At 47.4% G+C, this 19317-nt stretch carries 17 protein-coding genes; 7 read left to right on the top strand and 10 right to left on the bottom strand.

Translation table 11 applies throughout. The features are described 5' to 3' along the window. Positions 1 to 67 precede the first annotated feature (67 nt). Positions 68 to 670, top strand: coding sequence for a spore protease YyaC (gene yyaC, locus NK662_RS22110; RefSeq protein ID WP_254761149.1), 603 nt, complete (start codon positions 68 to 70; stop codon positions 668 to 670). Between the two features lie 14 nt (positions 671 to 684). Here yyaC and NK662_RS22105 read toward each other — a convergent pair whose 3' ends face one another. From NK662_RS22105 to rpmH, 10 genes are all read right to left on the bottom strand, one after another. Continuing rightward, positions 685 to 1533 (bottom strand): ParB/RepB/Spo0J family partition protein, encoded by an 849-nt coding sequence (locus NK662_RS22105; protein WP_254761148.1) that lies wholly within the window; start codon positions 1531 to 1533, stop codon positions 685 to 687. Further along, positions 1526 to 2287 carry a ParA family protein gene (locus tag NK662_RS22100; RefSeq protein ID WP_254761147.1) on the bottom strand — a complete coding sequence of 254 codons (762 nt, stop codon included), beginning with the start codon at positions 2285 to 2287 and terminating at the stop codon, positions 1526 to 1528. Before NK662_RS22100 ends, NK662_RS22105 begins: the two co-directional genes overlap by 8 nt. A 202-nt stretch (positions 2288 to 2489) precedes the next feature. Continuing rightward, positions 2490 to 3353 carry a nucleoid occlusion protein gene (noc, locus tag NK662_RS22095; protein WP_254761146.1) on the bottom strand — a complete coding sequence of 288 codons (864 nt, stop codon included), beginning with the start codon at positions 3351 to 3353 and terminating at the stop codon, positions 2490 to 2492. Positions 3354 to 3417: 64 nt separating this feature from the next. Further along, positions 3418 to 4140 carry a 16S rRNA (guanine(527)-N(7))-methyltransferase RsmG gene (gene rsmG / locus NK662_RS22090; RefSeq protein ID WP_254761145.1) on the bottom strand — a complete coding sequence of 241 codons (723 nt, stop codon included), beginning with the start codon at positions 4138 to 4140 and terminating at the stop codon, positions 3418 to 3420. A gap of 18 nt (positions 4141 to 4158) precedes the next feature. Further along, the gene (gene mnmG, locus NK662_RS22085) at positions 4159 to 6048 is read right to left on the bottom strand and encodes a tRNA uridine-5-carboxymethylaminomethyl(34) synthesis enzyme MnmG (RefSeq protein ID WP_254761144.1); all 1890 of its coding nucleotides are present in this window, start codon (positions 6046 to 6048) and stop codon (positions 4159 to 4161) included. A 15-nt stretch (positions 6049 to 6063) separates the two neighbouring features. After that, on the bottom strand, positions 6064 to 7440 hold the full coding sequence (gene mnmE / locus NK662_RS22080) for a tRNA uridine-5-carboxymethylaminomethyl(34) synthesis GTPase MnmE (protein WP_254761143.1): 1377 nt from the start codon (positions 7438 to 7440) through the stop codon (positions 6064 to 6066). 264 nt (positions 7441 to 7704) lie between these two features. Beyond that, positions 7705 to 8421 carry an RNA-binding cell elongation regulator Jag/EloR gene (jag, locus tag NK662_RS22075; RefSeq protein ID WP_254761142.1) on the bottom strand — a complete coding sequence of 239 codons (717 nt, stop codon included), beginning with the start codon at positions 8419 to 8421 and terminating at the stop codon, positions 7705 to 7707. After that, on the bottom strand, positions 8418 to 9194 hold the full coding sequence (gene spoIIIJ, locus NK662_RS22070; RefSeq protein WP_254761141.1) for a YidC family membrane integrase SpoIIIJ: 777 nt from the start codon (positions 9192 to 9194) through the stop codon (positions 8418 to 8420). Before spoIIIJ ends, jag begins: the two co-directional genes overlap by 4 nt. A 39-nt stretch (positions 9195 to 9233) precedes the next feature. Next, entirely contained in the window at positions 9234 to 9587 is a 354-nt protein-coding gene (rnpA, locus tag NK662_RS22065) for a ribonuclease P protein component (RefSeq protein ID WP_254761140.1), read from the bottom strand. Between the two features lie 76 nt (positions 9588 to 9663). Then, positions 9664 to 9798, bottom strand: coding sequence for a 50S ribosomal protein L34 (gene rpmH / locus NK662_RS22060; protein WP_254761139.1), 135 nt, complete (start codon positions 9796 to 9798; stop codon positions 9664 to 9666). Between the two features lie 644 nt (positions 9799 to 10442). On the opposite strand from rpmH, the gene dnaA reads away from it, so the two are divergent. From dnaA to gyrA, 6 genes are all read left to right on the top strand, one after another. Beyond that, positions 10443 to 11789, top strand: coding sequence for a chromosomal replication initiator protein DnaA (gene dnaA, locus NK662_RS22055; protein ID WP_254761138.1), 1347 nt, complete (start codon positions 10443 to 10445; stop codon positions 11787 to 11789). A 175-nt stretch (positions 11790 to 11964) separates the two neighbouring features. Then, positions 11965 to 13110, top strand: coding sequence for a DNA polymerase III subunit beta (gene dnaN / locus NK662_RS22050; protein WP_254761137.1), 1146 nt, complete (start codon positions 11965 to 11967; stop codon positions 13108 to 13110). Between the two features lie 112 nt (positions 13111 to 13222). Then, positions 13223 to 13438 (top strand): S4 domain-containing protein YaaA, encoded by a 216-nt coding sequence (gene yaaA / locus NK662_RS22045; RefSeq protein ID WP_254761136.1) that lies wholly within the window; start codon positions 13223 to 13225, stop codon positions 13436 to 13438. Between the two features lie 12 nt (positions 13439 to 13450). Continuing rightward, positions 13451 to 14560, top strand: a complete 1110-nt coding sequence (gene recF / locus NK662_RS22040; RefSeq protein WP_254761135.1) for a DNA replication/repair protein RecF — start codon at positions 13451 to 13453, stop codon at positions 14558 to 14560. 48 nt (positions 14561 to 14608) lie between these two features. Next, complete coding sequence (gene gyrB, locus NK662_RS22035; protein ID WP_254761172.1) at positions 14609 to 16531, top strand: DNA topoisomerase (ATP-hydrolyzing) subunit B; 1923 nt, start codon at positions 14609 to 14611, stop codon at positions 16529 to 16531. Between the two features lie 77 nt (positions 16532 to 16608). Beyond that, positions 16609 to 19071 (top strand): DNA gyrase subunit A, encoded by a 2463-nt coding sequence (gene gyrA, locus NK662_RS22030; RefSeq protein WP_254761134.1) that lies wholly within the window; start codon positions 16609 to 16611, stop codon positions 19069 to 19071. Positions 19072 to 19317 lie beyond the last annotated feature (246 nt).

Here is a 19317-nt window from a genome sequence, read left to right as displayed (position 1 = left end):
CAAGGGCATGTATAAATTTTGGGAATTTTTTGTATACTGATAGTATTACATTAAAGGGTGGATGAATGTGAACTTAGGATCTTTTCGTTTGAAGTATCCATTGTTCAACAAAGAGCCGCATTATGTGTTTCATCATGAGGATGAAGCAAGCGACCGCTTAAGTTATTTATTGGATTCTCACTTACCGGAAAGTGCAAGCCGGGAGCTTGTTTTAATTTGTATTGGTACGGACCGCTCCACAGGTGATTCTCTTGGGCCCCTTGTCGGCTCCAAGCTGGAGGAGCAGGGACTTCGCAACTTTCATTTGTATGGAACATTGGATGAGCCTGTTCATGCTTTAAATCTGGAGCAGACCCTCACAGCCGTGAAGCAGAAGCATTTCAACCCCTTCGTCATTGCTGTGGACGCGTGCCTCGGAAAGACACAAAGCGTGGGATCGGTTTCAGTGGGAAAAGGCCCAAGCAAGCCGGGTGCTGCCATGAATAAACAGCTTCCTGCAGTGGGAAATATGCATATTCACGGCATTGTCAATGTTCATGGTTTCATGGAATTCTTTGTTTTACAAAACACACGCTTGAACCTGGTTATGAAAATGGCGCAAATGATTTCCACAGGAATTTTGGCAACTGACCATAAGCTTTCCGTTTTGAAAAAAATAAACCATCTCTAGAGATGGTTTATTTTTCATGCTTCACCTGAGAGAAGATCGAGAATACGCTGAAGATCATCCTTGTTGAAGAACTCAATTTCAATCTTTCCCTTTTTGCTGCCTTCCTTGATGCGGACAGATGTCCCAAACCGCTCCTGCAGCACATCCTCCTGCGCCTTGAAAAAGATGCTTTTTTCTTTTTGAGGAGGCTTTGTTTCACGTGGAACTTCCTCATTCAGCTGCTGAATCAGCTGCTCCAGCTGTCTGACATTCAGCTCTTCCTTCTGAATTTTTTCTACAACCGGCTTTAGCTTCTCTTTATCCTTAAGGGAGAGGAGCGTACGGCCGTGTCCCATAGAAAGGACCCCGTTGGAAACAAGCTCTTGCACAAAGGCCGGCAAGGATAACAGGCGGATATAGTTGGTGATATGCGGCCGGCTCTTGCCAAGACGCTTAGCCAGCTGCTCCTGTGTCACCTTGAGCGCATCCATCAGCATCTGATAAGCTGCCGCTTCTTCGATTGGCGTCAAATCCTCGCGCTGCAAATTCTCCAATAGGGCCAGCTCCATCATCTGCTGGTCGTTCAGCTCCCGGACAATTGCCGGAATCACATCCAGCTTCGCTTCCTTCGCCGCTCGAAACCTTCGTTCGCCAGCCACGATTTCATAGCCCTTAATGCTTTTGCGGACAATAATAGGCTGCAGGATGCCATGCTCCTGAATGGACAGCTTGAGTTCTTGAATGGCTTCCTTGTGAAAATGCTTTCTCGGCTGATAGGGATTGGGGCGAATTTGGCTGATCTTCAAATCCTTGATTGTTTCCTCTTCTCGAGCATCCAGGTCAGGAAAAAAAGCTTGAATTCCTTTTCCAAGGCCTTTAGCCACCTGCAATCACTTCCTTTGCCAAATCTAAGTACACTTCTGCCCCTCTTGACTTGGGATCATACAGAATAATCGGCTTCCCATGGCTCGGTGCTTCGCTCAAACGGACATTCCGCGGAATGACAGACCGGTATACCTTATCTCTAAAATACTTTTTCACTTCGTCAATAACCTGCAGCCCAAGATTTGTTCGGGCATCCAGCATCGTCAGAAGCACCCCTTGAATAGCAAGGTCCTTATTCAAATGCTTTTGTACAAGACGTACGGTATTCAGAAGCTGACTGAGCCCCTCCAGTGCGTAATATTCACATTGTACTGGTATAATGACGGAGTCCGAAGCTGTCAGTGCATTGAGCGTCAGCAACCCAAGTGATGGCGGACAATCAATAATAATGTAATCATAGTCAGCTTTAATTGGCTGTAGAGCCCGCTTGAGTCTGACTTCACGCGAAATAGTAGGCACCAGTTCGATTTCAGCACCCGCCAGTTGAATTGTGGCCGGCAGCACATACAGATTCTCTACTGCAGTTGGCTTTACAATTCCCCTGACATCCGCATCTTCCACCAGCACATTATATACACACTCATCCAGGTCTGACTTTTCTACTCCGACTCCTGTAGTGGCATTTCCTTGTGCATCAATATCAATTAAGAGGACCTTTTTTCCGAGGTAGGCTAAGCCGGCTCCGAGATTTACGGATGTAGTTGTTTTGCCGACACCGCCTTTTTGGTTTGCGATTGAAATGATTTTCCCCATGTTGTCACCTGCCTTTACTTTCTTATACGGTGAAAATATATCTCCCAATATATCCTCATTGTAACATGAAATATTTTTATCTCCGTATTAAAACTTCAAAATTTCTTCCTATTATCCTGCCTTATAGGTAAGAAATTTTATCCATAAATAAAAAAAGACCGCCAGAGGAGTCCGTACTTCTCTAAGCAGTCCTTTTATTTTGTTATTTTTTCTTGGGGATTTTAATTGTAATTTGATAGTATTCATCAAATTCTTCTTCTTCAGAAGCTACATGCAACCCACTGTCGGCAACCATCTGCAGGGATTGGCGGATTGTATTCATCGCAATACGCATATCCTTGCTGACAGCCTTTCGTCTTGGTTTTGGCTTTTGCTTTGGCACAGGCTGGTTTTGGTTCAGCATTCTCTCCACCAGCTCTTCCGTCTGCTTCACATTCAATTGCAGTTCAATAGCCTGCTGCAGAACCTCAATCTGCATAGCCGGCTCCTTCAATGGAATCAGCGCTCTTGCATGGCGCTCTGTTACCTGCCGGTCCAAAAGAGCTTGCCTGACTTCAGTCGGAAGCTTCAGCAGACGAAGCTTATTGGCCACAGTGGATTGCCCTTTACCAAGGCGCTGTGCCAATGCTTCCTGCGTTAGATTATGTAGATCTAACAGCTTTTGATAAGCAATGGCTTCCTCGATGGCAGTTAATTCTTCCCGCTGCAGATTCTCAATTAAAGCAACGGAAGCCGTTTCTGCATCTGTCATATTTTTCACGAGGGCAGGGATCGTGTCCCACCCAAGCTTACTGACTGCACGAAAGCGTCTTTCTCCTGCAATAATTTCGTACTTCCCCTCTTCATAAGCCCGAACCGCGATTGGCTGGATGACTCCATGTGTACGAATCGTCAAAGCAAGCTCATCAATCTTATCCTCATTAAATACGGTGCGCGGCTGATAACGATTCGGAATAATGCTGGCAATAGGGATTTGCTTTACTTCTTCCCGGAACTCATCAGCTGTATGGCTGTCCACTTCCTTCTCACTCACTAATCCAAACAGAGTTTTCAATGTACCTTTCATCGGTTTCCACCACCCCTGCCCCTATTGAATCTATAGAATGTTTCACGTGAAACATCTTTTATTTTTATAATTGTTCGATTGGCATCTTGCCTGGCATGCCTGGCTTGCGCGGATATTTCTTCGGTGTTTTTCTGCGCTTTTCAATACGCAGGATATTGCGCTCACTTTCTTCAAACGGCAGCTTGAAGGTAGCAGTCTCGATAAGCTCTCCGCCCAGCACCTTCACCGCATGAATGCCTGCCTGCAGCTCTTCCTGTGCAGCAGCACCCTTCATCGCAATGAAATATCCTCCTGATTTGACAAGAGGCAAGCAAAGCTCGCTTAACACGGACAAGCGGGCTACAGCTCTTGCAGTTACAATATCAAAGGATTCACGGATGCCTTCTTTTCTGCCGAAGGTTTCAGCCCGGTCATGATAAAATGCAACGTTCTCCAGGCCAAGCTCGGCAGCGAGATGATTCAAAAATGTAATCCGCTTTTGCAGGGAATCTACAATTGTCACCTTCAAATCCGGGAAGCAAATCTTGATCGGAATACTCGGGAATCCTGCCCCTGCCCCTACATCACACAGGGTGAGAGGCTGTGAAAAATCATGATAAAAGGCGGCTGTGATAGAATCAAAGAAATGCTTTAAATATACCTCTTCCTTCTCCGTAATGGCAGTGAGGTTCATTTTTTCATTCCATTCCACCAGCAGTTCATAATAGCGCTCAAATTGCTGCAGCTGGTGAGGAGAGAGGACGATCCCCTTCTCCTCCAGCATATTCTGAAATTGTTGCACATTCATAGAGAATATCTCCTAACATTATTGGTTCGATACTCTTGCGATTTTTCCTTGTTCTAAATACACAAGTAAGATGGAAACATCGGCCGGATTGACTCCTGAAATACGGGACGCCTGCCCTACCGAAAGCGGCCGCACACTTTTCAGCTTCTGACGCGCTTCTGTTGCCAGGCCGTGGATCGCATCATAATCAATATCTGCAGGGATGCGCTTGCTCTCCATTTTCTTCATCCGCTCTACCTGCTGCAGGGACTTCTCAATGTAGCCCTCGTACTTGATCTGAATTTCAACCTGCTCCGCAATTTCCTCGGAAATGGCTTCCTCATTCGGTGCAAGAATTCTAATATGCTCATAAGTCATTTCCGGTCTCTTCAGCAAATCGCTTGCCCGGATGCCGTCCTTCAGCTCGCTGCCGCCGGCATTGCGAATGAGCTCCTGCACCTCTGCATGGGGCTTAATAATGATTTGGAACAGCCGTTTCTTCTCCGCTTCAATCTGCTCCTTCTTCTTTGCGAAGCGTACATAACGCTCCTCCGGAATCATCCCGATTTCATAACCGAGGTCAGTCAGACGCAGATCGGCGTTGTCATGGCGAAGCAGAAGACGGTATTCAGCCCGGGACGTCAGCAGACGGTAAGGCTCATTCGTCCCCTTGGTCACCAGGTCATCAATAAGGACCCCGATATAAGCCTGGGAACGGTCCAGGACAACCTCCTGCTTCCCGAGGGCACGGCAGGCGGCATTGATGCCCGCCATGATGCCTTGGCCGGCTGCCTCCTCATAGCCTGAGGTTCCGTTGATTTGTCCTGCTGTATACAGGTTCTGGATTTTCTTCGTTTCCAGTGTCGGCCAAAGCTGCGTTGGCACGATTGCATCATATTCAATAGCGTAGCCGGTACGCATCATTCTTACATTCTCAAGACCCGGGATGCTCCGCAGAATCAGCTCCTGCACATCCTCAGGCAGACTTGTGGACAGTCCCTGCACATACACCTCCTGTGTATTGCGGCCCTCCGGCTCCAGGAAAATCTGATGTCTCGGCTTATCATGGAAGCGGACTACCTTATCCTCGATGGATGGGCAGTAACGCGGCCCGGTTCCTTTGATCATGCCGGAATACATGGCAGAGCGGTGCAGGTTCTCATCGATAATTTGATGTGTCTTTTCGCTTGTATAGGTCAGCCAGCATGGAATCTGGTCCAGAATGAATTTTGTTGTTTCAAAGGAGAAGGCATGCGGCTTCTCATCTCCTGGCTGAATCTCTGTCTTGCTGTAGTCAATGCTGTCGCTGTGGACACGGGGCGGTGTGCCGGTCTTGAAGCGCACCAGGTCCAAGCCCAACTCCTCCAAATGCTCGGACAGCTTGACAGCAGGCTGCTGATTGTTCGGTCCGCTGGAATACTTCAAGTCACCGATAATAATTTCACCGCGCAGGAAGGTGCCCGTTGTGATGACCACGGTCTTCGCTTCGTACTGGGCGCCTGTCTGGGTGATGACTCCCTTGCACTCCCCGTCTTCCACGATGAGGCGCTCCACCATGCCCTGACGGAGGGTCAGGTTCGGGGTGTCCTCAATGGTTTTCTTCATTTCATGCTGATAGGCGAACTTGTCCGCCTGCGCGCGCAAGGCCCGGACAGCGGGACCCTTCCCCGTATTCAGCATCCGCATTTGAATATGTGTTTTATCAATATTGCGTCCCATTTCGCCGCCCAGGGCATCGATTTCCCGCACAACAATCCCCTTGGCAGGGCCGCCGACAGATGGATTGCATGGCATGAAAGCCACCATATCCAGGTTAATGGTCAGCATTAATGTGTTCGCGCCCATACGGGCAGCCGCCAGCCCGGCTTCGCAGCCTGCGTGGCCGGCACCAATTACAATGACATCATAAGAACCGGCATTGAATCCCATTTTGGCTCCTCCTTCTTACTTCCCAAGGCAAAATTGGGAGAACAGCTGATCAATCAAGCTTTCATGCACTGTATCCCCTGTAATCTCGCCGAGAATTTCCCATGTTCTTGTTAAATCAATCTGTACCATATCGATTGGAACACCGCTATAAATGGCATCTATCGCATCGCTGATGGTCATATCAGCCTGCGCAAGCAGACCGATATGACGGGCATTGGACACATATGTCAGGTCACTCGCCTCGATGGATCCTTCAAAGAAAAGATCCGCAATCGCCCGTTCCAGCTCATCAATTCCCTCATCTTCAATCAGAGAGGTCGTGATGATTTTCGCATTGCCGGCCAACTCCCGGACGCGTTCCATCTGAATTTGCTCCGGGAGATCCGTCTTATTGACGATAACAATCATATCCCGTCCGGACACCGCTGCAAACAGCGCTTCATCCTCTTCTGTCAGCGGCTCGTTATAGTTTAATACAAGCAGAATCAAATCTGCCTTTTGCATCATCTCTCTGGAGCGCTCTACCCCAATCTTCTCAACCACATCCGCGGTTTCACGGATACCGGCTGTATCAATGAGGCGGAGCGGCACACCCCGGACGTTCACATACTCTTCAATGACATCCCTTGTTGTGCCGGCAATATCAGTAACAATTGCTTTCTTCTCCTGCACGAGACTGTTCAGCAGGGAGGACTTACCGACATTTGGTCTTCCCACGATAACAGTGGCAATCCCCTCCCGCAGAATTTTCCCCTGCTTGGAGGTTTCCAGCAGCTTCTTGATTTCATCCCGCACATGCACGGCCTTTTCAATTAAAACGCTGTGTGTCATTTCCTCTACATCATCATACTCCGGATAGTCGATGTTCACCTCAACATGCGCCAAGGTCTCCAGCAGCTCCTGGCGAAGACGCTGGATCAGTCTGGACAAGCGTCCTTCCATCTGGTTGATCGCCACATTCATGGCCCGGTCTGTTTTGGCGCGAATCAGATCCATAACAGCCTCAGCCTGTGACAGGTCAATCCGGCCGTTCAAGAACGCCCGCTTTGTGAATTCCCCCGGCTCCGCCAACCGCACACCCTGTGATACCACCAGCTGCAGCACCTTATTCACAGACACCAGTCCGCCGTGGCAATTAATTTCGACTACATCCTCGCGCGTGAAAGTACGCGGTGCCCGCAGAATGGACACCATGACTTCCTCTATGACACGGCCTGTATCAGGCTCAATAATATGACCATAATGAATGGTATGAGTCGGAACCTGGGTCAGATCCTTCCCGCGAAAAATCCGGCTCACCTTTTCAACCGCTTCATCGCCGCTGACACGCACAATTGCAATGGCACCTTCACCCATTGCCGTTGAAATGGCGGCAATTGTATCAAATTCCACTCCGGTTCACCTCACTTGGTTTGATTCTATATCAACATATAAATGAATTTGTTTGCTTCACTAAACTATTAGCATACCACAACCGCCCAGCCTGAAAAAGGTGGATAACTTATTTTATTATATCCCCAGTATAAACACCATAAACTTATTCACTGTGGATAACTCAATCGTTCCTTTTCACTTATTCACAGCCGGAATCCCACATTAGAAAAAGACATAAAAAAAGGTGGACTTAAGGAATTCTCCCCTTAAGTCCACCCATTCTTATCTCGGAAAAATTACCACGTGCCGATGCGGTTCGGCTCCTTCTGAGCCTGTCTTCACATAAGGATGATGAGACAGCGCCTGGTGAATCACCTTTCGCTCAAAGGAAGGCATTGGCTCCAGCACAACCTTCCTTCGGGTATTCGCCGCCTGCTTGGCCAGCCGATGCGCCAGGGACTCCAGTGTTCCCCTGCGCTTCTCCCGATAATTCTCTGCATCTACAGTCACATTGATGTAGCTTTTCGTATGCCGATTGGCCACAAGCTGTGCCAAGTACTGCAAGGAATTCAAGGTGCTTCCCCGTTTTCCGATCAGCAAGGCTACCTGCTCGCCTGCAAGGGTAAAGGTGATATCCCGCCCCTTTACATGCGTTTCTACCTGTGCAGCAACCCCCATCTCGCGGATGACAGCCTCCAGATATAATTTTGCCTCCTCAACCGGATCTGCCTTCATGGGCATCTCCGCTTGCGCCGCAGGCTCTTCCACTATTGCTTCAGCCTCACGCAGAGACTCTTGTTGTTCCTCTTTTTCTTCTTGTTGACCCTTCAGAGCAACCTTTACAACAGCAGGACGGGCACCGAACAAGCCCAGGAAGCCTTTCTTTCCCTGATCCAGGACTTGAATGTCCACCTGTTCCCGAACTGCCCCCAGCTGCTGCAACGCTGATTGTACCGCTTCATCGACAGTTTGTCCTTTAGCAGTAATTTCGCTGGTCACTTTGCTGCGCCCCCTGCCTTGGCCGCCTTAATGTCCGGACCTTTAATGAAGTAAGTCTGCCCAATGCTGAAGATATTTCCGACCACCCAGTACAGAGACAGGGCTGCCGGGAAGTTCACGGCAAATACTACAATCATAATCGGCATCAGCCAAAGCATCATTTTCATCTGCGCTGCCTGCGGGCCTTCCATTGCGCCGCCTGTCATGGACAGCTTTTGCTGAATAAAGGTTGTGATCCCCGCTACAACCGGCAGGATGTAATATGGATCATGTACGCCCAGGTCAAACCAAAGGAAGCTGTGCTGTTTGATCTCGGCAGTACGCATAATGGCATGGTAAAACGCAATCAGAATCGGCATTTGAATGAAGATCGGCAAGCAGCCTGCAAGCGGATTTACACCATGCTGCTGGTACAGCTGCATCATCTCCTGCTGCAGCTTCTGCTGTGTCGCCTGATCCTTGGAGCTGTATTTCTCACGCAGCTTTGCCATTTCCGGCTGCAGCCCCTGCATTGCCTTCGTGCTCTTTGTCTGCTTGACCATCAATGGCAGCAAGGCACAGCGGATAATAAGTGTAACAACAATGATGGCAAGTCCAAAATCGTTGCCAAACGTTCTTGCAACAGCAGTGATCAGCCAGGAAAGCGGATAGACGAAGTATTGATTCCATACCCCTGTGCTTTCTGCCGTAATGGGCTGGTTGACCTGATTACATCCGCTGATTACGGATACCAGCACAGTCAGCAGCACCAATAAGCCTAATTTCTTCTTCACGGCCCTTTTCCTCCTTTAATTATGTAACCAAAGCCTGCTTCAGCTCCGGTCTCTTCTTACCTTAATGCCAGACCGCTGTAATACATGAAGCAGGCTTTGCTTAATTTGCTCGTAATCCATTTCTGCACATGGCTTCCTAGCTATTATAACAAAATCTTTTCCAGAATCTATCTCATCTTTCAATTCCGTGAATACTTGGCGGATCATCCGCTTGATTCGGTTTCTTACCACCGCATTGCCGACCTTCTTGCTTACAGACAGCCCAATTCGAAAATGCGTTTGCTCCGGTTTATCGAGCTGATACAAGACAAACTGACGATTTGCCTGTGATTTCCCCCGCTGGAACACAGCTTGAAACTCATCATTCTTTTTTACACGGTTTTTTTTCTTCATATCCCTTAAACACTCCTGTGTCTCGCCAGTGGAAGCTTCGTACTGCTAGAAAAAAGACCACTGAACGATCAGTGGTCTACGCAGATAATACTTTTCTTCCCTTACGACGACGAGCGGCAAGAACTTTACGGCCGTTCTTTGTGCTCATGCGGCTGCGGAAACCATGTACTTTGCTGCGCTTACGTTTATTTGGTTGGTAAGTACGTTTCATTTTATGACACCTCCCTGAGGACTAACTGTTCAGACAGTCTTATAAATTATAGTTAATTAGTGTGGAAAATGTCAATGCTTCTTGAAATTTTCATTTTTATACCATCTTCCAGCCTGCTGATCTACATGTTGTACTACTGCAGCTCTTCCTTCTATAAGATAAGACATCCAATCCTATGCAACTGCCCCATCTCCATTTTACCCACAGGACTCTAGATCAAAACCGTCCTCTGTTGTGGATAATAAAAAGGTGCCGAAAAATATATCCACAGCAAGCCCCACTACTTTTACACATTATCTCGTGTTGTGGACAAGTTTATTCCACTACAGGTTGATTTTGTGGATAACCTTATAAAACTCATTGCTATTGCTATGTTTATTTGTTATTATATTTTTGTTTTCACCCTTGAATAACTCGTCCTGCAGAATGGGTTATCCACAAATTGTGCATAACCTGTGGACAGTTTGTTTTCACATGTTGATATGTACTTGTCCACAAGCTGCAGATTCTGTAGACAATTCGGTATTGCCATTATAGCACATTTAACTGGAAAGCAAATGTTTTGAATAAATATACATGCAGCGGATTTTGTCGGTTGTACAAAGGTTGAACAGCTGTATTTTGGCGAAAAAGGAGGGACTGCGTTGGAGAATATAGCCGATTTATGGAATAGAGCCTTAAAGGACCTTGAGAAGAAGGTAAGCAAGCCCAGCTTTGAGACATGGCTGAAGTCAACGAAAGCATATTCATTAAAGAAGCATGTACTTACGATTACTGCTCCTAACGAGTTTGCCCGCGACTGGCTGGAATCTCATTACTCAAATTTGATTTCGGAAACTGTATATCAAATTACAGGCGAGGAGCTGGATATCCGCTTTATTATTCCTCAAAGCCAGCAGGAGGAAGAGCTTGAATATACTCCCGCACAGAAGAAGAGAATGATGCATGATGAGCCAAATCACATCCCTCAAAGCATGTTGAATCCCAAGTATACATTCGACACCTTTGTAATCGGATCAGGAAACCGTTTTGCCCATGCAGCGTCACTGGCGGTGGCCGAAGCGCCCGCAAAGGCATATAACCCTCTTTTTATTTATGGAGGCGTCGGTCTGGGAAAGACACACCTTATGCATGCAATCGGACATTATGTAATTGAACATAACCCGAATGCGAAGGTTGTATACCTGTCTTCTGAAAAATTTACAAATGAATTCATTAACTCCATCCGGGACAACAAGGCTGTTGATTTCCGCAACAAGTACCGGAACGTGGACGTGCTTCTTATAGACGATATTCAATTTTTGGCGGGGAAAGAACAAACGCAAGAGGAATTCTTCCATACCTTCAATGCCCTTCATGAAGAAAGCAAGCAGATTGTCATCTCCAGTGACCGTCCGCCCAAGGAAATTCCGACTCTGGAGGACCGTTTGCGCTCCCGCTTTGAATGGGGCCTGATCACAGACATCACGCCGCCGGATCTGGAGACGCGAATTGCCATCTTGCGCAAGAAAGCGAAGGCTGAAGGTCTTGATATTCCAAATGAAGTCATGCTTTATATCGCGAACCAAATCGATTCGAACATCCGTGAGCTGGAGGGGGCACTCATCCGGGTTGTGGCCTATTCCTCTCTGATTAACAAGGATATCAATGCAGACCTGGCTGCAGAGGCGCTGCGGGACATCATTCCGAACTCCAAGCCCCGCATCATTTCTATTTATGATATCCAAAAGGCGGTCGGCCAAGTGTTCCAGATTAAGCTGGAGGACTTCAAGGCAAAAAAGCGGACCAAGTCCGTCGCATTTCCGCGGCAAATTGCCATGTACCTGTCGCGTGAGCTTACGGATTCCTCACTGCCGAAGATCGGGGAAGAATTCGGCGGACGGGACCACACAACAGTCATCCATGCCCACGAGAAGATTTCACAGCTATTGAAGACAGATACGCAGCTGCAGAAGCAGCTGGACGAAATTCATTCTGTTTTAAAAAGCTAACGGGATTATGTGAATAACTTCAGGGGATTTACACACAGCCTATCCACATGTTGATAGGCTGTTTTACCTTATGAAATCGGACTTATCCACATATTCACAGGCCCTACTACTATTACTACTATTTTTTTCTTATTAATAAATAAACAATTTTATTCCTAATCAGGAGGTTTCTTTTATGCACTTTCGCATCCAAAAGGATTATTTAGTCAGAGGCGTGCAAGATGTTATGAAGGCTGTTTCATCGCGGACTACGATTCCAATTTTGACAGGGATTAAGCTTGTAGCTGATGAAAGTGGCGTAACACTGACAGGCAGCGACTCGGATATTTCTATTGAATCGTTTATCCCGATTGAGGAGAATGGCAAGGAAATTGCAGAAGTATTACAGGCTGGCAGTGTAGTGCTGCAGGCAAAGTATTTCAGTGAAATTGTAAAGAAGCTGCCGAAGGAGCAGGTAGAACTTGAAGTGGGCAGCCATTTCATGACCAGAATCAAGTCCGGGAAATCCGAAGTAAACCTGAACGGCTTGGATCCGGAGGAATATCCGCATCTGCCTCAGCTGGAGGAGCATCATGTGTTCCACATTCCTGGCGACCTTCTTAAGCACATGATCCGTCAGACTGTCTTTGCGGTATCCACATCTGAGACAAGACCAATCTTGACAGGTGTAAACTGGAAGGTATATAACAGCGAACTGGTTTGCATTGCTACAGATAGCCACAGGCTGGCATTGCGCAAGGCCAGGGTGGAAGGCAGAAATATTCCGGAGGACTTTAGAGCGAATGTCGTGATTCCAGGCAAGAGCTTGACAGAACTCAGTAAGCTGCTGGATGAGTCAGAAGAGATGGTTGATATTGTCGTAACGGAGAACCAAGTGCTGTTCCGCACAAAGCATATTCTGTTCTTCTCGCGTTTGCTGGAGGGCAACTATCCGGACACATCCAGACTGATCCCGAATGAGAGCAAAACAGATATCTTCGTAAACACGAAGGAACTGCTGCAGGCCATTGACCGTGCGTCCCTTCTGGCCAGGGACGGCCGCAATAATGTGGTGAAATTCTCTACGTTGGACAGCGACATGATTGAAATTTCATCAAATTCTCCTGAAATCGGGAAAGTGGTGGAAGAAGTGCAATGCGAGCAGATCGAAGGCGAGGAATTGAAAATATCCTTCAGCGCCAAGTATATGATGGACGCATTGAAGGCGCTGGACAGCACGGAGATCAAAATCAGCTTTACGGGAGCCATGAGACCGTTCCTGATCCGCACAGGAAATGATGATACAATCGTGCAATTGATTTTGCCGGTTCGCACATACTAAAAGAAAAAGCTGTTGGCGTATGCTGGCAGCTTTTTCAGCTGTTTTCTTTTCGAATGGCGGATTATTTAGTACAATGAAAGAATGAACACTTTTAGAAAGTGAGCGACGTGCTATGAAAAAGGTTTTTATTTCGACAGAATACATCACATTGGGACAATTTTTAAAGGCTGCTGATATCATTCCGACAGGCGGTGCTGCAAAATGGTTTCTGCAAGAGAATGAAGTGTTTGTGAACGGTGAGGCAGAGAACCGCAGAGGGAAGAAGCTTGTCCCGGGAGACCAGGTAGAAATCCCTGGTGTTGGTTTATTCCAAGTGCTTGCACAGTAAGGGAGGTCCCCCTTGTATATTCAAGAATTATCGCTGCAGAATTACCGCAACTATGCGGCATTGCATTTAAAGTTTGAGGATAAGGTCAATGTAATTATCGGCGAGAACGCCCAAGGCAAGACTAATCTGATGGAATCGATTTATGTTCTGGCCATGGCCAAATCTCATCGTACAGCAAATGATCGGGAACTCATCCGCTGGGACGCAGAGTATGGTAAAATAAAAGGGAGCATTCAAAAAAGGCACGGGGCTCTTTCCATGGAATTATTGCTTTCCAAAAAGGGCAAAAAGGCAAAGCTGAACCATTTGGAGCAACAGAGGCTGAGCCAATACGTGGGAGAGATGAATGTTGTCATGTTTGCTCCGGAGGACCTGAATCTGGTGAAGGGAAGCCCTCAGGTAAGACGAAGGTTTCTTGATATGGAGCTTGGGCAGATTGCCCCCGTCTATCTGTATGAACTGAGCCAGTATCAAAAGATTTTGGTGCAACGCAACCATTTGTTGAAATCTATGCAGGGCAATAAAAAGGATGAAACGATGCTCGATGTGTTTACCATTCAGCTGATCGAGCATGGTGTAAAGATTCTGCAAAAGCGCTTTGAATTCCTGCAGCTGCTTCAGGAGTGGGCAGCTCCCATTCACTCAGGCATCAGCAGAGGGCTGGAGGATCTGAGAATCGTATATAAACCAAGTATAGATGTATCAGAATCCACGGATTTGTCGAAAATGAAAGAAGTATACTATGAAAATTTTCAATCTATTAAGCAGCGGGAGATTTTCCGCGGCACTACTTTACTTGGTCCTCATCGAGACGATCTGCAATTCTTCGTTAATGATAAAAACGTTCAAGTCTTTGGATCCCAAGGACAACAGCGAACAACCGCACTTTCCCTTAAACTAGCAGAAATTGAATTGATTCATGCAGAGGTGCAGGAATATCCAATTCTATTGTTGGATGATGTCTTGTCGGAGTTGGATGATTACCGGCAGTCCCACCTGTTGAATACCATCCAGGGAAAGGTGCAGACCTTTGTGACGACAACCAGTGTAGAGGGGATCGAACACGATACACTTAAGGAAGCAAGCACAATCCGGGTGACAAGCGGTACAGCGTCATATTAACAGACATGTCAGCCTGATTAAATGGAAAAGTAGGTGAAGTGAGTGACAATGGAGCAAAAGCAGTTGCAAGAGAACACATATGATGAAAGTCAGATTCAAGTCTTGGAGGGCCTTGAGGCAGTACGCAAACGGCCTGGTATGTATATCGGTTCTACAAATGCCAAGGGCCTGCACCATCTTGTATGGGAAATTGTCGACAACAGTATTGACGAAGCATTGGCCGGCTATTGTGATGAAGTGAAGGTTACGATCGAAGAAGACAACAGCATCACTGTTGCCGATAACGGGCGTGGTATTCCTGTCGGCATTCACGAAAAGATGGGACGTCCCGCTGTTGAAGTGATTATGACTGTTCTCCATGCAGGGGGCAAGTTCGGCGGCGGCGGATATAAGGTATCGGGCGGTCTCCATGGTGTTGGTGCATCCGTAGTAAACGCACTTTCCTCCGTGCTGGAGGTTTATGTATATAGAGAAGGCAAAATTCATTATCAGCAGTACAACCGCGGCGTGCCGGCTGAGGATATTAAAGTGATTGGGGATGCAGAACACACTGGAACCACCGTTCACTTTAAGCCGGACCATGAAATCTTCACGGAAACAAGGGAGTATGATTTCGATATATTGGCCAATCGTCTTCGTGAGCTGGCCTTCCTGAATCGCGGCATCCGTCTGGTTATTGAAGATAAGCGTGAGGGCGGCAAGACCAAGGAGTTTTATTATGAGGGCGGCATCAAGTCCTATGTGGAGCACCTAAACCGCACGAAGGAAGCGATCCATGAAGAGCCTGTATATGTGGAAGGCTCCAAGGAAGGCATCTATATTGAGATTGCTTTGCAATATAACGAAAGCTATACAAGCAATATTTACTCCTTCGCAAACAATATCCACACGTATGAGGGCGGTACACATGAAGTGGGCTTCAAGACAGCCCTGACTCGTGTAATCAATGAGTATGCAAGACGAAACAACATCATTAAAGATAATGACAGCAACTTGATTGGCGAGGACGTCCGGGAAGGCCTGACTGCCATCATTTCTATTAAGCATCCGGATCCGCAATTTGAGGGGCAGACAAAGACGAAGCTTGGAAACAGTGAAGCAAGAACGGTAACAGAGTCTATTTTTGCTGATACCTTTGATAAGTTCATGCTGGAGAACCCTTCAGTTGCCAGAAAGATTGTAGATAAAGGCTTAATGGCGGCACGTGCACGTGTTGCAGCCAAAAAGGCCCGTGAGCTGACGAGAAGAAAGAATGCCCTGGAAGTATCGAGCTTGCCGGGGAAGCTGGCGGATTGCTCCTCTAAGGATCCTTCCATCAGCGAAGTGTACATTGTAGAAGGAGACTCCGCAGGCGGATCTGCCAAGCAAGGCCGTGACCGTCATTTCCAGGCTATTCTGCCGTTGCGGGGGAAGATCATCAATGTTGAGAAGGCGCGTTTGGATAAAATTTTATCCAATAACGAAATTCGTGCCATCGTGACAGCAATCGGTACAGGAATCGGCGATGATTTTGATATCGAGAAGGCCCGGTACCATAAGGTTGTGATCATGACGGATGCGGACGTTGATGGCGCGCATATTCGTACCCTATTATTAACCTTCTTCTACCGCTACATGCGCCAAATTATCGAGCATGGCTTTGTATATATCGCACAGCCGCCTTTATATAAGGTCCAGCAGGGCAAGAAAATTGTCTATGCTTACAATGACCGTCAACTGGAGCAAACTCTTGCAGAGTTGCCGGCCCAGCCAAAGGCAAATATTCAGCGTTATAAGGGATTGGGTGAAATGAATCCGGAGCAGCTGTGGGAAACAACCATGAATCCGGAAGTCCGTTCTCTTCTTCAGGTCAGCCTGCAGGATGCCATTCAAGCGGATGAGACCTTTGAAATCCTGATGGGGGACAAAGTAGAGCCGCGCCGCAATTTCATTCAGGAAAATGCAAGATACGTGAAAAATCTTGATATTTAAGGATGGCAGGAATGAATATTCCTGTCATCTATGTATAGATGATAGGTGCTTTGAAATGTAAGAGGAGGTGCTGGTTGATGTCTGATAATCAACAACAAGCCCGCGTTCAAGAAATAAATATTAGCCAAGAGATGCGTTCCTCATTCCTGGATTATGCAATGAGTGTTATCGTGTCACGCGCTTTGCCGGATGTCCGTGATGGATTGAAGCCGGTGCATCGAAGAATTCTATACGCAATGAATGACTTGGGAATCGTTGCAGATAAGCCTCATAAGAAATCAGCCCGTATTGTCGGTGAAGTAATTGGTAAGTATCATCCCCACGGAGACTCGGCTGTATACGATACAATGGTGCGGATGGCACAGAATTTCAACCAGCGGTACATGCTGGTGGACGGCCATGGCAACTTCGGTTCTGTTGATGGTGATGCGGCAGCGGCAATGCGTTATACCGAGGCGAGAATGTCCAAGATTTCCATGGAGCTGCTGCGGGATATCACAAAGAACACGATTGATTATCAGGATAACTATGATGGCTCGGAGCGGGAGCCGATTGTCCTGCCAGCCAGATTTCCCAACCTGCTGGTGAACGGAGCTACAGGCATTGCGGTAGGCATGGCCACGAACATCCCGCCCCACCAGCTTGGAGAGGTAATTGACGGTGTGCTTGCACTGAGCGAGAACCCAGATATTACAATTTCAGAACTGATGGAATATATTCAGGGACCGGATTTTCCGACAGCCGGCCAAATCTTAGGCAAGAGCGGAATCCGCCGGGCATACGAAACGGGAAGAGGCAGTGTCCTCGTCCGCGCCAAGGTTGAAATCGAGGAGCGCGGCAATGGAAAGCAGTCCATTATCGTGACAGAGCTTCCCTATCAAGTGAATAAGGCAAAGCTGATTGAAAGAATTGCTGAGCTTGTGCGTGAGAAGAAGATTGAGGGCATTACGGATTTGCGCGACGAATCAGACCGAACTGGTATGCGCATCGTAATGGAGGTCCGCCGGGACGCCAACGCCAACGTGCTGTTGAATAACCTGTATAAGCAGACGGCCCTGCAGACAAGCTTTGGCATCAATATGCTTTCTTTGGTGAATGGCGAGCCTAAGGTATTGAATCTAAAGCAATGCCTCTATTATTATTTGGAGCACCAAAAGGTTGTCATCCGCCGCCGTACAGCTTATGAGCTGGAGAAGGCAGAAGCAAGAGCGCATATTTTGGAGGGCTTGCGCATCGCCTTGGATCACCTGGATGAGGTAATCCAGCTGATTCGCAGCTCAAGAACAACAGATGCTGCCCGAACTGGCTTAATGGAGCGTTTTGGCTTGAGTGAGAAGCAAGCGCAGGCGATTCTTGATATGCGTTTGCAGCGTTTGACAGGCTTGGAGCGCGAGAAAATAGAGGAAGAATACCGTGAATTGCAGGCACTAATTGCCGAATTGCGTGAAATTCTGGCCAATGAAGCAAAGGTATTGGAAATCATCCGGGCTGAGCTGCTGGAAATCAAAGAGCGCTTCAATGATGTGCGCAGAACAGAAATTATGCCGGGCGGCTTCGAATCCATTGAGGACGAGGACCTGATTCCAGAGCAGAATGTTGTCATCACGTTAACCCACAATGGCTATATTAAGCGTCTGCCGGCTTCTACGTATAAGAGCCAGCGCCGGGGCGGCCGCGGTGTACAGGGAATGGGGACAAATGACGATGATTTTGTGGAGCACTTGTTGACCACATCGACACATGATCACATCCTATTCTTCACAAACAAGGGGAAAGTATACCGTATCAAAGGGTATGAAATCCCTGAGTACAGCCGGACAGCCAAGGGACTGCCGATCATCAACCTGCTGGAAATCGAGAAGGGAGAATGGATTAATGCCATTATCCCGATTCGTGAGTTCACAGATGATGCGTTCTTGATTTTTGCTACGAAGCAAGGGATTACAAAGCGGACACCGCTTTCCTCCTTCGGCAATATCCGCAACAACGGACTGATTGCCCTGACATTGCGGGAGGAAGATGAACTGATTTCCGTCCGTCTAACGACCGGAGACCGTGATATTATTGTGGGCACCAGCAATGGCATGCTGATTCGCTTTAACGAGCAGGATGTCCGCTCCATGGGCAGAAGTGCGACAGGCGTGAAAGCAATCACCCTGGAAGGGGATGATACTGTCGTCGGCATGGAGATTGTAGAGGAAGGCATGGACGTTCTGATTGTCACAAAGAACGGGTACGGAAAACGTACACCTGTCGATGAATACCGCATTCAAACAAGAGGCGGAAAAGGCCTGAAGACATGCAATATCAATGATAAGAACGGCAAGCTCATTGCTGTGAAGTCTGTGAATGGTGAAGAAGATATTATGCTGATTACCGCAAACGGCATCCTCATCCGGACTCCTGTGGACCAGATTTCTCAGATGGGCCGTAATACGCAAGGTGTAAAGCTCATTAAGCTTGGCGAAGAAGCTGAGGTTGCAACAGTGGCGAAAGCGGAACGTGAAGTGGAGATCGAAGACGAACTGGACGAAGAATAATCAGGGCAACAGCTCCGATATATGAGTGGTGGATGGAGTACAGGAATTCTGTGCTCCATCCATTTTTGTTTGTGATATTTTTTTGTGAAAACGTATTGACGATGTCTTCAGTACATGATATATTAATGTACGTCGCTGATACGCGACATGAACCTTGAAAACTAAACAGAACACAAAACGTCAACATTTATTATTTGAAGCTAGACAAACACTTTTATGGAGAGTTTGATCCTGGCTCAGGATGAA

Origin of the sequence: Ectobacillus ponti (assembly GCF_024294785.1) — a bacterium.
Lineage (GTDB): Bacteria > Bacillota > Bacilli > Bacillales > Bacillaceae_G > Ectobacillus > Ectobacillus ponti.
This window is presented reverse-complemented; position numbering and strand designations above follow the sequence as displayed.

Bases quoted from the DNA above. Each gene is read 5' to 3' on its own strand.
- NK662_RS22100 (WP_254761147.1), bottom strand. From the start codon at position 2,287: ATGGGGAAAATCATTTCAATCGCAAACCAAAAAGGCGGTGTCGGCAAA.
- noc (WP_254761146.1), bottom strand. From the start codon at position 3,353: ATGAAAGGTACATTGAAAACTCTGTTTGGATTAGTGAGTGAGAAGGAA.
- rsmG (WP_254761145.1), bottom strand. From the start codon at position 4,140: ATGAATGTGCAACAATTTCAGAATATGCTGGAGGAGAAGGGGATCGTC.
- mnmG (WP_254761144.1), bottom strand. From the start codon at position 6,048: ATGGGATTCAATGCCGGTTCTTATGATGTCATTGTAATTGGTGCCGGC.
- rnpA (WP_254761140.1), bottom strand. From the start codon at position 9,587: ATGAAGAAAAAAAACCGTGTAAAAAAGAATGATGAGTTTCAAGCTGTG.
- rpmH (WP_254761139.1), bottom strand. From the start codon at position 9,798: ATGAAACGTACTTACCAACCAAATAAACGTAAGCGCAGCAAAGTACAT.
- dnaN (WP_254761137.1), top strand. From the start codon at position 11,965: ATGCACTTTCGCATCCAAAAGGATTATTTAGTCAGAGGCGTGCAAGAT.
- yaaA (WP_254761136.1), top strand. From the start codon at position 13,223: ATGAAAAAGGTTTTTATTTCGACAGAATACATCACATTGGGACAATTT.
- gyrB (WP_254761172.1), top strand. From the start codon at position 14,609: ATGGAGCAAAAGCAGTTGCAAGAGAACACATATGATGAAAGTCAGATT.
- gyrA (WP_254761134.1), top strand. From the start codon at position 16,609: ATGTCTGATAATCAACAACAAGCCCGCGTTCAAGAAATAAATATTAGC.